Origin of the sequence: Listeria cossartiae subsp. cayugensis, from assembly GCF_014229095.1 — a bacterium.
Taxonomy (GTDB): Bacteria; Bacillota; Bacilli; order Lactobacillales; family Listeriaceae; genus Listeria; species Listeria cayugensis.
Genome location: NZ_JAARZC010000003.1, coordinates 73,873 through 87,020 on the forward strand (window position 1 = coordinate 73,873; position 13,148 = coordinate 87,020).

The 13,148-nt window shown below is 41.4% G+C and carries 14 protein-coding genes; 4 read left to right on the top strand and 10 right to left on the bottom strand.

Annotated features, from left to right (window positions below; genetic code table 11):
* Positions 1 to 11 precede the first annotated feature (11 nt).
* From HCB49_RS10160 to HCB49_RS10185, 6 genes are all read right to left on the bottom strand, one after another.
* Positions 12 to 476 carry a PTS sugar transporter subunit IIA gene (locus tag HCB49_RS10160; protein WP_003722024.1) on the bottom strand — a complete coding sequence of 155 codons (465 nt, stop codon included), beginning with the start codon at positions 474 to 476 and terminating at the stop codon, positions 12 to 14.
* Positions 477 to 509: 33 nt separating this feature from the next.
* Positions 510 to 2,579, bottom strand: a complete 2,070-nt coding sequence (locus HCB49_RS10165) for a BglG family transcription antiterminator (RefSeq protein ID WP_185604859.1) — start codon at positions 2,577 to 2,579, stop codon at positions 510 to 512.
* Positions 2,580 to 2,948: 369 nt separating this feature from the next.
* Positions 2,949 to 3,761: a putative ABC transporter permease gene (locus tag HCB49_RS10170; protein WP_185604860.1), complete on the bottom strand. Its 813-nt coding sequence runs from the start codon at positions 3,759 to 3,761 to the stop codon at positions 2,949 to 2,951.
* Between the two features lie 72 nt (positions 3,762 to 3,833).
* Positions 3,834 to 4,196, bottom strand: coding sequence for an MmcQ/YjbR family DNA-binding protein (locus tag HCB49_RS10175; protein ID WP_185604861.1), 363 nt, complete (start codon positions 4,194 to 4,196; stop codon positions 3,834 to 3,836).
* A complete protein-coding gene (locus HCB49_RS10180; protein WP_185604862.1) occupies positions 4,193 to 4,561 on the bottom strand; it encodes a VOC family protein in 369 nt (122 codons plus the stop codon). Before HCB49_RS10180 ends, HCB49_RS10175 begins: the two co-directional genes overlap by 4 nt.
* A gap of 45 nt (positions 4,562 to 4,606) precedes the next feature.
* Entirely contained in the window at positions 4,607 to 5,413 is an 807-nt protein-coding gene (locus HCB49_RS10185; RefSeq protein WP_185604863.1) for a helix-turn-helix domain-containing protein, read from the bottom strand.
* Between the two features lie 115 nt (positions 5,414 to 5,528).
* Here HCB49_RS10185 and HCB49_RS10190 point away from each other — a divergent pair, with 115 nt between their 5' ends.
* The 4 genes from HCB49_RS10190 to HCB49_RS10205 all read left to right on the top strand — a co-directional run bounded on the left by HCB49_RS10190 (position 5,529) and on the right by HCB49_RS10205 (position 8,309).
* A complete protein-coding gene (locus HCB49_RS10190) occupies positions 5,529 to 5,999 on the top strand; it encodes a universal stress protein (protein ID WP_003722030.1) in 471 nt (156 codons plus the stop codon).
* Positions 6,000 to 6,044: 45 nt separating this feature from the next.
* Positions 6,045 to 6,500 carry a ribose 5-phosphate isomerase B gene (rpiB, locus tag HCB49_RS10195; RefSeq protein WP_185604864.1) on the top strand — a complete coding sequence of 152 codons (456 nt, stop codon included), beginning with the start codon at positions 6,045 to 6,047 and terminating at the stop codon, positions 6,498 to 6,500.
* A 198-nt stretch (positions 6,501 to 6,698) separates the two neighbouring features.
* On the top strand, positions 6,699 to 7,040 hold the full coding sequence (locus HCB49_RS10200) for a hypothetical protein (protein ID WP_185480372.1): 342 nt from the start codon (positions 6,699 to 6,701) through the stop codon (positions 7,038 to 7,040).
* A 12-nt stretch (positions 7,041 to 7,052) separates the two neighbouring features.
* The gene (locus tag HCB49_RS10205) at positions 7,053 to 8,309 is read left to right on the top strand and encodes a Y-family DNA polymerase (protein WP_185604865.1); all 1,257 of its coding nucleotides are present in this window, start codon (positions 7,053 to 7,055) and stop codon (positions 8,307 to 8,309) included.
* Between the two features lies 1 nt (position 8,310).
* Here the strand turns inward: HCB49_RS10205 and HCB49_RS10210 are convergent, their stop codons facing one another.
* From HCB49_RS10210 to kdpC, 4 genes are read right to left on the bottom strand one after another with little or no spacing between them, the layout of a single operon-like run.
* On the bottom strand, positions 8,311 to 9,123 hold the full coding sequence (locus tag HCB49_RS10210; RefSeq protein ID WP_185604866.1) for an alpha/beta fold hydrolase: 813 nt from the start codon (positions 9,121 to 9,123) through the stop codon (positions 8,311 to 8,313).
* A 37-nt stretch (positions 9,124 to 9,160) separates the two neighbouring features.
* Positions 9,161 to 9,856, bottom strand: a complete 696-nt coding sequence (locus HCB49_RS10215) for a response regulator (protein WP_185604867.1) — start codon at positions 9,854 to 9,856, stop codon at positions 9,161 to 9,163.
* Positions 9,853 to 12,543 (bottom strand): ATP-binding protein, encoded by a 2,691-nt coding sequence (locus tag HCB49_RS10220; protein ID WP_185604868.1) that lies wholly within the window; start codon positions 12,541 to 12,543, stop codon positions 9,853 to 9,855. Before HCB49_RS10220 ends, HCB49_RS10215 begins: the two co-directional genes overlap by 4 nt.
* Before the next feature lie 18 nt (positions 12,544 to 12,561).
* Complete coding sequence (gene kdpC / locus HCB49_RS10225) at positions 12,562 to 13,134, bottom strand: K(+)-transporting ATPase subunit C (protein WP_185604869.1); 573 nt, start codon at positions 13,132 to 13,134, stop codon at positions 12,562 to 12,564.
* Positions 13,135 to 13,148 lie beyond the last annotated feature (14 nt).

Consider the following 13,148-nt stretch of genomic DNA (forward strand, 5'->3'; position numbering starts at 1 on the left):
TTCCTGTTTTTTTAAACGGCTATTGTTTCTAAAATTTGTTTTACTTCGTCTTCATCTTTCGCTCTGAGTAATGCGGCTACATTGTCTTTATCCTGAATCGTCCCCATCAATTGCTGAAGTACCGCGAGCTGGCTGTGTGGTTCATTTAGTCCGAGTACGAAAATCAAATTCGCTTCAACCGTTTGACCAGCATCTTCCATTAATTTAAATGGAATGCCATCTTTCACAGTGATTACGGCGATAAATTGTTCCGTAACGCATTCTGGATCCGTGTGCGGTAATGCCACGCCGTATCCATCTAATTTTAGCCCCGTTGGAAAGGTTTGTTCACGGTCTGTTAGTCTCGTTAAAAAGTCATCCGTAACATACCCTTCAGACTTTCCACTTTCTGCGACCATTTGGAATAGGTCCTCTTGTTTCTCGATATCCGATTGAACCCAAACCATTCCTTTTTTCAAAAATTGTACTAAATCCATTACGAAATCCTCCTGTAATTCTTTCTGACTTCTCTACATTGTCTTTTTTGTTTCCAAGTCCGTGAAGTTTTTAATTATTTGATGCATTTCTTCTGTATTCGCAGCATCCGCAAGTTTTTTCAGTTCTTTTTTGTTCTCCGATAATTCCATCAATTGCAGTAAAGCTGTGAAGTGAGCGTTTTTATCCACGGCTGCGATGACGACGATAAAATGTAGCTCTTTACCGCCTTCTAGTGGCAAGCCTTCTTCTAGATAAAGCAAGCTCATTCCGAGGCTATTTACTCCTTTTTCCGTTTCAGCATGAGGGATAGCTATCGTATTACGGAGAATGATGTTCATAATCGGTGCCGGATATTGCCGTTTCATTTCTTCCACATAGGCTGGATCCACCACTCCCGCTGAAAGTAACGGTAAAGCCGCATGATAAATTGCTTCATGCCAATCTTCCACTGATTTCTTACGTGTGATTCGCGTTACTTCAAGTAAATCTGCGAGCGTGCTTTTGCCTTCGTGTTTGGATGTGTTTTCTTCTGGAACTGGCATTAAATAGTCTGCTAGCACTTTTTCAAGACGGGCAGCATCTTTAATATCAGCAAATTTGGAAATAGTTTTCATTAATTGGTCAACGCTGATATTCACCTCATCCACTAAGTAAACCGACCGCATCACCCGGCGTCTAAGCTCGAGGCGCTCTTTTCCATCCATCAATTGGTTGATTAGGAAAAATTTCTTGTCGGTCGAAAGTGGCACTGCGGAAAACACAATGTCATAACCTACCTTTGTTTGTTCAAATTCTCGAATCGACATCGCTTGATAGAAAAATATTTCCGGGAACAGGCTGCGTAATGTTTTTTCCATCAATCGCGAAATCGACAATCCGTTCGGACAAACTACAACTGCTTTTAGCCTCGTTTGTAATTTTTCCGTGGATTCGATTAAATGCCCTCCAATGAAAAGGGTGATAAATATGCTTTCATTTTCAGGAACCTTGCTACCAATAAAACGTTCTAATGGCATGAGCGACTCTTTCACGATGTAATGCACGGCTTGGAATTCTTGATCAATCTTGTCTAAAATGCTGTAATCTGTTGTAAGATGATACTTAATTCGATAATACGCAGGTTTAATGTGTGCAAATAATTTTTCAAGTAACGATTCTTTGTCTACTAGTTGAATACAAGCCTTTTTCTCAAATTCGCTTAAAACTTGTTCCAGTGCCAGCCTTAACTTGTGCGTTTCCTCCGATTTTAAATATTGTTTCGGAAGTACATTGGAAGTTAGAAGTTGCAAGGTGATGTACATTCGCTCTGCTTCTGGCATATTCGGCTCTTCTTCAATAAAAATCTCTGCTGCTCCGTATTCCCGAGTATCTGACAATTCATTGTAGTCAATCAGGAAAGATGTCGTAATTGTTTGCCCTTTCTTCATCCGCCGAAAAACAGCTTCTAAAATGTAAGGCAGTATTTGCATTTTATTGTCAATAAAATGCAAATTCAGATGATGCTCGACTTGTTCCAATTTTTCCCGAAGCTCTTTAATTCTCGCTTCATCCACTTGCATGAAATCCTGTAAATACTCTTCGCCGCCAAAACTTTCTATGATGTGTTCTGCCGCATAAATGAGCGCCGTCCGCTGATTCCACTCGTCTCCGTCAATTAAATAGCCACGCATTCGTGAATATTTCACTTCGAGGTTGAATTTATCGAGCGTCTTCTGTACCAGTTTCAAGTCTCGTAATACGGTATTCTTACTCACCTCCAGCTCGCTTATAAAGTGATTAAGGGATAACTCTTCACTTCCTGTTGTTAACATGAGGATGATTAGACTGGCACGTTCCTTTTCTGACGGGATGTACCAGTCAGTTTTTTCGCCATCTTCCTCACCAATGATTTGAAACAGGTCAGGTTCTACGATAAATCGACCATTTGCTGCCCGATGAATCTTCGGATAAGTTTGTTCCTCTAGCCAGTTATTAATTTTTTGGAAACTATAGTCGACTTGTCTTCGAGTTAAACCAAATTTTGCTTGTAAGTTCGTACTCGATGTGTCAGGATGTCGTAAAAGTTCTTTTAAAAGTGAATTACTTCTCTCATCCAAATACATGTCGTTCCCTCCTGTTCGTTTTAATTATAAATCTAATTCTAATAAAAATGTACACGCTTTCATCCCAATAACTTGCGGAAAGAATGTACATCATTGGGCTTTACTTGTGACTTTTTTAACAAACCTGTTCTTTGGAAATGGGTGAAAGTTGGTTGTAAAGGTTGATATGTAGCGGGCTTGCGAAACTTCTTGAAGTAAGGCGAAATCTACTTTGAAACAAAAATGAGAATGAAGTAATGGCGTTTTGCGAGGCGTTGTTTCTCCTTAATCATACAAAAAATGGTCTGCTCTTTCTATACGTTTTGTAAAAAATAACGCAAAAAAAGACGCAAATGATAAAAAATACCATTCGCGCCATATCCAGTGTGATTATTTTCTTTTTTGCTTATCAACTCTAAGTAAACTTTTGTTGAAGTTTTTAAAGGGTGCCGCGCGTTTTACTTTCATTTTCGGGAACGATTTTAACATCCGCCGTTCATTGAATTTAAGTTTGCGCATACTAGCCGCAAGCTCTTTGTCTTGTTTGCGTTTGGCTTCCATTTCAGCAATTTTAATATCGACATTCTCTTGTTTTTTCAAAAGTCCTTCTTCAAATTCTTTCGCGCGTTCTTTTACGCTAGCTTTTAGTTCAGCCGCTTGTACGTTTAGTTTTTCATTAAATTCAGCAAGTGCTTTTTGGAATGATAGCATACTTGTAACGGATTTAATCGTATCGATGAGCATAATAACAACGATGAGGGCGGGGATAATCCAGCCGCCCCAGCTTAATACCCAATCCGCAAACTCGGTTACAACTGGGTGCAGGAAACGCACAACGATGATACAAGCAAATCCCCAGAAAATCGAAATCGGTAAGCAAATCCGTCCTTTAACATTAAGGGGCCAGTTGTGATAATCCCACCATGTTGTATGGAACAATGCTTCCAAAATCGTTGCGGTTATGTATTCAATTACTGTGCAAATAATCATCGAGAAAATAAATAAGGCCCATAAATTGTTTTGAAACGGTAAAATCATCATTAAAACTGCCGTTACCCCAAACCCGTAAATGGGGCAATACGGTCCATAAAGAAAACCACGATACACCAACTTCTTCTCTGAAATCGAGCAAAAAACTTCCTCCCAAGCCCATCCTAGAACAGAATAAATGAAGAAGTATAGGATAAACATGTTGATATCCATCTTTTCATCTCCTTTTGTTTTCTTTTTCACAATCATCTTTATTATAACAGAAATAAGAACTTCTTAACTAAATTAGTCAAAAAGTTCCGCTTGTTTATATTTTGGCAGCTTGTTCTTCGCTTCTGAGTAGGCATGGTGGATTAACGCGCGAATCAAGTCTTTATCCCGTTCTTCTTCTAATAAAACAGAAATCCAAACCCGTTTATTCATGTAATAACCGGGAACGATGACTGGATTTTCTGCGCGAAGTTGCTCACTTTTTTCGGCATCGCACTTCAAGGTTAAAATTGGTTCGCCTTCTTTATTCGTTCCACGCATTGCCATTAGTTGATCCAAAACGTGGTAGCGCTCTGCCCCCCACTCTTCTTTAAAAGAATATTGGACTCCCGGCAACTTGCTTATTTCTTCGCGTATCCAAGCAAATTCCTCGCTCATTGTGCAGGTTCCAAAATCATAATTTTATTACCATCTGGATCAAGCAAGTTCAGTTCGCGTCCACCCCACTCGGCCACACGCGGCTCCGGAGTATCCACTCCCACTGCTTGAAGTTCCTGATACATCTTATCCAAATTGGTATCACAAGAGAATACAAATTCCACCTTAGATTCACTTGATTTGCCCCATTTACTACTATTCCAAACAATAATCCCGGGAGCATTTTCGGAAAAGCCCAGTTTCGCGCCATCGTAATTATCGTATCCTTCAAACACAATCGGAATTCCCAGTTTTTCATGATAAAAAGCGACCAATGCCGCCGGATCTTCCGTAGAAATATTCGTACAAACAAATTCATTAATCATTTAAAGCACCTCCATATCGATAGTTTAACAATATATTTTTAGTTTTTATTGTATATTTACGACATTTTGCAGAAAAATTCGCTTCATTTCTTCTGGGGTGTGATTACTATATCGTTTAAATTGTTTAATTAAATGCGCTTGGTCCGAAAAGCCATTGAGATAAGCCAGTTCCGCTCCTGATACATTTGAATTTCCGTACAAATCCTGCAACACTTTTTGAAAACGGATAAGTTTCGCAGTCTGTTTTGGCGCAAGTCCCATGTGCTTTTGGAAAAGTCGTTCTAATTGCCGAACCGAAATCGCGCTTAGTTGAAGTTGATTTGGATTTTGTAGCAATTGATCTAATCCATTGAGAAAATCAGCGTGCATTTGTTTACCAAGCGTCATTAATTTTCGTAATAAAAACTCTTCTAGCAAAGCTATTCTTTCTCTATTTGTCGTCGTTTCTGCAAATCCCTCTCGAAAAAACTGGGTAAAGCCGGCAAACATAGCTTCCGGCTCATTCACCCGATTCATACTACCGGCCAAATCCTGTTCTACAAATAAAAACAGTGACCACGCATAAAATCGCACGGCAAAAAGCTCAGAACTACTTTCATCATCAGCTTCAAATGGTGCATCACTGACGCCAACAAACATAGCTTCCATAACTAACCTTGTCTCGCTATCAATTGTAAAAATAATATCCGCACATAAATCAGGAACTACTAAATTATTTCCCGGGAAATTTCTATCATCTGCTTCCCAAAAACAACGAATATACCCCGCTAGCGCCGGGCTTGGTAGATATTCTTTATAGCCAGCACGTTTCGGTGTAGCTACAATAGGATAAAACGAGCTTAATTTTGCCATAAAGAAACCTCCTTTTCCTCATAGTACCACAAAATTTTCTCTTTAATCATGCTTCTTTCTTTTATTTATGGGTATTAAGTAAATAAGGGGAAAACTTTTGAGAGGGTGATACAAAATGTCTGCTTACAAACGGATTCTTGTTGGTGTAGATGGATCAAATGAAGCGGAAGCCGCGCTAAGACGAGCTGTTCAATTTGCCAAAATGGATGGCGCCACACTTGGTATTGGCTTTGTCGCGGATGTTCGTCGGATTGCACCATTAATTGATTATGAACAAACTTATGCAAAAAAAGCCAAAGCCTACGGGGAAGAACTGGTTGAAATGTATAAAAAAGAAGCCGAAAAAGCTGGTGTCGCACACGTTGAAACTTTTGTTCACTTTGGTACGCCAAAAACTACTTTTAATAAAAAAATAACGCGGAATTTCGAACCCGATTTAATTTTAGTCGGTGCAACTGGGCTTTCCGCAACGGAGCAATTTATTCTTGGTAGTGTTTCTGAATATACGGCCGCTCATGCACCTTGTGACGTTATTATTGTTCACGCGAAACCTTGGCGCAACAGAAAGACTGTCGAAAAACTCTAATTCATGTATAATAAAGGTATTGATCATACGGCAGGAGGAGAAAAAATGACAGTTAGTAAAGTTGCCATTGCTTCAGACCATGGCGGAATTGAATTACGAAAAAGTATTATTTCTTATCTTGAAAGTGTTGGCATTAGTTATGAGGAATTTGGTCCCGAAGCACCAGAATCAGTGGATTATCCAGGGCTCGCTATTACCGTTAGTGAAAAAGTTGTGAACCAAGAAGTCGACCGCGGTATTTTAGTTTGCGGCACAGGGATTGGTATGAGTATTGCAGCTAATAAAGTAAAAGGTATTCGTTGCGCGCTTGTTGGTGATACATTTAGCGCTCATGCAACGCGTGAACACAATGATACAAATGTCCTTGCGCTTGGAGCGAGAGTCATAGGCCCAGGTTTAGCAGAAGATATTGTCAAAATTTGGCTAAACACCGATTACGAAGGTGGTCGACATGCCAATCGTGTTGGACAAATTACGGCGTATGAAGATAACCACGCTTAAAAAATAATCATAACGACTAAGTCTAATTAGGGGCTTGGTCGTTTTTTTATGTCCATTTTATTAATTGTTCACAAATAGTAATTTGTTCCCGTTTTAATATCACAAATGAGAATATTTACGCATTGTAAACAAGAACATTTGTTCGTATAATATATTTAAGCAACAGCTAATTATTTGAATTATTGGAGGTGTCATCACATGAGCTACCAAGATCGCGGCATGAAGAAATGGGGCGGTTTTTTATTGAGCGAGCATACCGAGGCAATGCAAAACGCTGAGCCAACGTTAGTATGGAAAGAAGCTATGACTACAGAATTTATCGAGAGCGTACTAGCTAGCGCGATGACACATCAGTCTATGCTTGTTATCCAGAAAAAGCCGCTAGATCCAGAAGCATTTCCCGAAAGCGATCTTATTGGTCGTATTTCAGGAGTAGAAAACAACATTATTTATATTAAAAACTCTGACGGTATTACCCCGCTTTCCTTCTCTGCTATTCGAAACGTAGAAGAAAGGAGTGTCGACAAATGGTACAAGTAGAAGATTATAGCCGTGCACCGCGCCGCGATATTTTGTGCATTGATATTAAATCGTTTTTTCGCTTCGGTTGAGTGTGTCAAACGCCGACTGAATCCACTTGAAGCTTACTTAGTCGTCATGAGTAACGCCGAACGAGCTGGTGGCTTGGTTTTAGCCGCCACACCAAAAATGAAACAAGTGCATCATATCAAAACCGGCTCGAGGATGTACGAGCTACCAACTTGGGACAAACGAATAATTATCGCACCCCCACGAATGAAATTATATTTAAAAGTTAACGCGATGATTCAAGCCATTTTCAGACGTTACGTTCCTGCTGAGTTTATTCACGTTTATAGTATTGATGAATGTTTTTTAGACATCACCGGGTCGCATTTGCTATTTGGTAGTACGGAGGAGATTGTTCGCAAAATCCAGCGTGACATTTTAGAGGAGTTGCGACTTTATGTCACGGTCGGGATTGGTGACAATCCGCTTCTTGCCAAACTCGCACTCGATAATGTTGCCAAAAATCGCGATGATGGGATAGCTGAATGGCGCTACGAGGATGTCCCCGAAACCATTTGGAAGATTAGGCATTTGGATGATGTGTGCGGAATTGGTCGCCGGACTGCTGTTCGCCTGCAAAAAATGGGGATTTTTAATATGTACCAACTCAGTCAAACACCACCCCAAGTGTTAAAAAATGCGATGGGCGTAGTCGGCGAGCAACTTTATTACCACGCTCATGGGATTGATTACAGTCTTTTAAATGAAAAATATGTCCCGATTAGTAAAAGCTACGGAAAAAGCCAAATTCTTGAAAAAGACTATCACGTCCCGGCTGAGGTGGAAATTGTGATTCGCGAAATGGTTGAGGAAGTGGCTATGCGTTTGCGGCAAAATCATGTGGATACCGCGGTTATTCATTTGAGTGTCGGATACAGCAAATACAGCATAAAAAAAGGATTCAGCCATCAAGCTAAAATCCCTCCTACAAGTAGTAGTCATGCGCTTATTCCTTATTTCCTACAATTATTCAGACGTTACGATGAACGAGAACCGGTGCGCTCCATTGCGATTTCATGCGACAAAATCACTTTAAAAACCGGGCTGCAACTCAATTTGTTTGAAGATGCTACCCGCACGTTGAATCACGAGCAATTAGAAATAACTGTCGATAAAATCCGCACGCGATATGGTTTTAAATCACTTATGCACGCAAGCAGTTTGCTAAATGGAGCGACTGGGCTAAAACGGTCTGAAATGGTTGGTGGTCATAAAGGCTAGCTTATTCTGGTTTCACGCGGAATAAGAAATCCTGTACCATTGTCGTAAATATTTTCGGTTGTTCAATTTGCAAATTATGACCCGCAAAATCAAGGATAGCAAACGATGCATGTGGATATTTTTCTAGCAAAGTAAGTCCGTCCGCATATCCTACATGGTCATCTTGCCGACCAAATAAGAATAATGCCGGCACATCAAATTGCGCTTTTTCATCCGGATCAAAGCTCAGCGCATAGTTCGCAGATAATCGGTTCAAAAATTCACCGTCCGCATTAATCATCCCAGCCATCACTTCCGACAAGAAACGATTCCAATTTCGCGCCGTTAAAATGACACCACTTTTCGAAAAGTAGGCGCGGTCTTCTTTAGACAGCGTACTTACAAATGTCTCATCTTGATACAAGACTTTTTGTTCAGGCAAGGTTCTTCGTTCTTTTTCCGGATAGATTACCGGACAAATAAGTAAGACACCAAGCACTCTATCCGGTATTTTCGCTGCGATTCCGCGAGCCAAATAACCACCATACGATTCCCCGGCGAGTACAAATTGCTCGCCCGGAATGACTGCTTCAATAAATTCTAATAAAAGTGTGAGCACATGGTCGGCGTTTTGGATCGAGTCGTAATTCTCGGTTTTTCCCATTCCCGGTAAATCCAGGTAAATGCGCGAAAACGGGCTTTCCTTATCGAACACTGGCTCCATACAACCAATCATTAACTGCGAATCTGGCGCGAAGCCATGAATCATTATAATGGGTATTCCTTCACCATATTTTTCATAATAAACGTCTACGCTACGGATTGTTTTATGCATCTTAATTCCTCCTGGCGTTTACTTTTATCATAACATATTATTCTTCCGCCATCCGGTACCCAACCCCTACTTCTGTCAAAATGTAAGCAGGTTCGGCAGGATTTTTTTCGATTTTGCGCCTGATATTACTCATGTTGACCCGGAGTGCTTGATTTTCACTTGAATAAGGTCCCCAAATTTCACGAATAATAAAATCGTGCGTGAGAACTTTCCCAGCATGGCGCGCTAACAAGAGTAAAATTTTATATTCGATTGGTGTAAAATGAATTTCCGTGTCACCCATTTTGACAAGTCGGCGGTCGTCATCGATATACAGGTTTTGAATTTGAATTACGTGGTCATTTGGCGTTTCTTTGCTGCTCGGTTGAATATGCCGCAGTGCAGTCCGAATGCGCGCCAGTAGTTCTGATGTACCAAATGGCTTCGTAATATAATCATCTGCGCCAAGGTCAAGTGCAGTCACTTTTTCTCGTTCATGATCGCGCGCGGATACAACGATAATCGGCACTTTGGACCAAACGCGAATAGCCCGAAGCACGTCTAGTCCTTCCATATCTGGCAAACCGAGGTCAAGCAATACCACATCAGGTGAATGGCTAGCCGTCTGTTCCAACGCTTCTTTGCCATTCGTTGCTTTAATTACCGCATAATCGCTAGCCGTCAACACAGCCGTGATAAAATTACTAATGCCATCTTCATCCTCCACAATTAGCACAAGTCGCTTGCTGTTCATTTTCCATCTCCTCCATCTAATGGCAAAGTGAACCAGAATGTCGCCCCGCCATGTTCGTTATTTTTTGCTTCTAAAGTCCCATTATGTGCCCGAATAATCGACATACAAATCGATAAACCGAGCCCCAAACCACGAGACATATCCGAACGTTCTCTCGCTTCTACCGCAAACGTATCAAATAAATCAGGCAAACGATTTTCCGGTATTCCTTTTCCATTATCACGCACACTGAAAATAGCACTTTGCTTCGTTTTCGTCACGTCTACCCACACTTCCGCAGCAGGGCCACCGTGACGTAGCGCATTTTCCATCAAATTAATAAGCACTTGCTCAATGAGCGTGCCGTCCATCGGAACCATTAGCAAATCGCGCGGTACTTTAACATGGATAGTTCGGTCTGTAAAACGTTTTTTAATACGTCCAACTGCTTCGCCAACAATCTCTTCCACAGCTTCGGGCGCTCGTTCCAAACTGACTAAACCTTCGCTAATTCGCGTGACAGAAAGTAGATTTTCGACCATCCGAATGAGCCAACCAGAGTCATCTTTAATACCTTTAATTAAGTTTCGCTCAGTCTCTTTATCTAGTTCGGTTTCTTTTTCAAGCAAAGCCGAACTTGCGCCAATGATGCCAGTAAGTGGTGTTCTTAAATCATGCGAAATTGCCCGTAGTAAATTACTTCTCATTTTTTCTTTCGCTGATTCGATGACGATTTGACGCTGTTCTTCTGATAAATATTGCCGCTCTAAAGCCAGTGCAACTTGCGAACTAATCATCCGTAAAAATATCCGGTTATCTTGTGTGAGTGGGCCTTCTTCCGCCGAGCAAGAAACCCCAATGACACCAAGCACTTTCCCTTGCGACATCACTGGCATGTAATAACCAAATGCGCCCATTAGCGTATCCGTTCCAGCGCCCGCCCTTTTTTTATTTTTAAAAACCCAATGCGCGACAGCTTCCTCATCAGCACCAAGAAGCGCGTTCGCATCCTCTTTCCCTTCCGCTTGAACGAAAATCCCTTCGTTACTTTTGGCTGGGTCAGATGAATAGAAAATCACGGAACGACCAAATAAATGCAAAATATATTCATTGGTTAAATCGATAATTCCTTTTAAATTCCGGGTTACTAACAGCTGTTTATTGATTTCATAAAGCACTTCGGTTCGACGCTCCCGCTCAACGGCAAGGCTCGCTTGTGTTTTAATCCGGACGGTTAGCGCACTCGTAATCAAAGCCACTAAGAGCATAATTCCAAAAGTTACCGGATAACCCGCTTGAATCGTATTAAATGTATAAAGCGGCGACGTGAAAAAGAAATTAAATAACATGACGCCAATGATGGAGCCGAGGACTCCGTAAACATAGCCACTTGTTACTCGAGAAATTATTAAAACGGACAAAATATATACCATAATAACGTTCTGATCGCCGATGCCGAATTCACTTAAGCCAACACATATCGCTGTCGCCAGCGTAAGTAGCAAGACCATTTTCGCCATATCGTGCCACGTTAGGAAGCTTTTAAAACGGACTTTCATTCGGCGTTTTTTCGTCTCAGGCTGGCTGGAAGGGATAATATGCATATCGACATTATCGAGATGTGTAATTAGCTGGTCTTCAAAATCATCCTCAAATAAAGACCGCAGCCCCATGCGACGGCGCGATTTACCAACAACAATATTCGTCACCCCAGTCAAACGGGCATATTCGGCTACGGTTTCTGCAATATCGTGTCCAGCGAGTGTGACAATTTCTGCACCAAGCCGTTCAGCTAGTTCCATCGTTTCACGCAAACATTTTTTCTCCGCTTTGGTCATATAATCATTTTCTTCATTTTCAATATAAAGAGCAGTCCATGGTGCGCGGAAAGCTTCAGCAGTGCGCGCTGTCCAGCGAATTAGTTTCGCAGATGATGGGGACGTCCCGATGCAGACGAGCCACTTACTACTTGCGCGCTTTTCTGGATAAATGCCGGTCTGGTCGTATTCATGACTAATTCGGTCCGCCGCTTTTCGCATCGCAATTTCGCGTAACAATTTCAAATTTTCTCTAGTGAAAAAGTTCTGCATGGCGGTGCGAGCTCGTTCTGGTTGATAAATTTTGCCTTGTTCAAGTCGTTTTAAAAGTTCATCTGGTTCGATATCGATTAACTTTACACGGTCCGCTTCATCAAAAACATAATCCGGAATGGTTTCACGGACAGCCACTTTGGTGATGCCTTCCACGATGTCATTCAAGCTTTCGATATGCTGCACATTTACCGTTGTGTACACATCGATTCCCGCTTGAAGCAACTCTTCCACATCTTGAAAACGTTTCTTATTACGCACGCCAGCAGCATTCGTATGTGCGAGCTCGTCTACCAAAATTAGTTCTGGTTTCCGTTTCAACGCTTCGTCCAAATCGAATTCTTTGAGCGCAATGTTTTTATGGTTGATTGCTTTAGGTGGAATAACTGGGATTCCAACTAACATTCTCAGCGTTTCTTCCCGAGCATGAGGTTCAATATAACCAGCAACAACATCGACACCGGCTGCTAGTTGATCTTTGGCATCACTTAACATCGCGTACGTTTTCCCAACACCTGCTGCAAAGCCAAAATATATTTTTAATTTACCTACCGATGAATCTGTTTCTTCTTGCAAATTCACTAGTAGCGCATCCGGACTTGGACGATTCGTTTCCATATTCTCGCCTCCAACTACCTACATTTTCAAACTATCTAATGCCAAATTGACTTGTAAAACGTTCACAGTCGGCTCACCCCAAAAACCTAATAATCGCGAATTTGTGTTGTCCGCAATAATTTCTTTAACTACTTTGGTGGAAATCCCGCGTTCTCTTGAAATCCGGTCTACTTGGTATGCTGCCGCTGCCTCGGAAATATCTGGATCCACACCACTTGCTGATGCGGTCACGAGATCCATTGGAATAACTCGGTTGTTGGTTGGATCTAGTTTGTGCCACCAAGCAATCCGTTTTTCTACTAATTGTTTTTGTTCTTCGCTTGTCGGGTTCAAGTTGGTCGCCGCACCGTCACTTGCCGCCCGTCCAATCAAGTACTCTGGCTTCGTAAACGTTTGGCCAATTTCAGCAGAACCATATTTTCCAGTTGAGCCATCTGCTAACTTTTCTTCTATTATACTGCCATTTGCTTTGTCGTGGAAAGCTGCACCTGCAATAATCGTGACAACACCCGGATAAACCACGCCACACACCAATGTCAAAAGTAGAAATCCAACAACTGCCGGCTTCCAAATTTTCATAAATCTTTTCATGTTTTCTCCCCCTC

Excerpts from the sequence above, each read along its gene's own strand:
- HCB49_RS10210 (WP_185604866.1), bottom strand. The coding sequence starts at position 9,123 with ATGCATAAAACAATCCGTAGCGTAGACGTTTATTATGAAAAATATGGT.
- HCB49_RS10190 (WP_003722030.1), top strand. The coding sequence starts at position 5,529 with ATGTCTGCTTACAAACGGATTCTTGTTGGTGTAGATGGATCAAATGAA.
- rpiB (WP_185604864.1), top strand. The coding sequence starts at position 6,045 with ATGACAGTTAGTAAAGTTGCCATTGCTTCAGACCATGGCGGAATTGAA.
- kdpC (WP_185604869.1), bottom strand. The coding sequence starts at position 13,134 with ATGAAAAGATTTATGAAAATTTGGAAGCCGGCAGTTGTTGGATTTCTA.
- HCB49_RS10170 (WP_185604860.1), bottom strand. The coding sequence starts at position 3,761 with ATGGATATCAACATGTTTATCCTATACTTCTTCATTTATTCTGTTCTA.
- HCB49_RS10215 (WP_185604867.1), bottom strand. The coding sequence starts at position 9,856 with ATGAACAGCAAGCGACTTGTGCTAATTGTGGAGGATGAAGATGGCATT.
- HCB49_RS10200 (WP_185480372.1), top strand. The coding sequence starts at position 6,699 with ATGAGCTACCAAGATCGCGGCATGAAGAAATGGGGCGGTTTTTTATTG.
- HCB49_RS10165 (WP_185604859.1), bottom strand. The coding sequence starts at position 2,579 with ATGTATTTGGATGAGAGAAGTAATTCACTTTTAAAAGAACTTTTACGA.
- HCB49_RS10180 (WP_185604862.1), bottom strand. The coding sequence starts at position 4,561 with ATGATTAATGAATTTGTTTGTACGAATATTTCTACGGAAGATCCGGCG.
- HCB49_RS10160 (WP_003722024.1), bottom strand. The coding sequence starts at position 476 with ATGGATTTAGTACAATTTTTGAAAAAAGGAATGGTTTGGGTTCAATCG.
- HCB49_RS10175 (WP_185604861.1), bottom strand. The coding sequence starts at position 4,196 with ATGAGCGAGGAATTTGCTTGGATACGCGAAGAAATAAGCAAGTTGCCG.
- HCB49_RS10220 (WP_185604868.1), bottom strand. The coding sequence starts at position 12,543 with ATGGAAACGAATCGTCCAAGTCCGGATGCGCTACTAGTGAATTTGCAA.
- HCB49_RS10185 (WP_185604863.1), bottom strand. The coding sequence starts at position 5,413 with ATGGCAAAATTAAGCTCGTTTTATCCTATTGTAGCTACACCGAAACGT.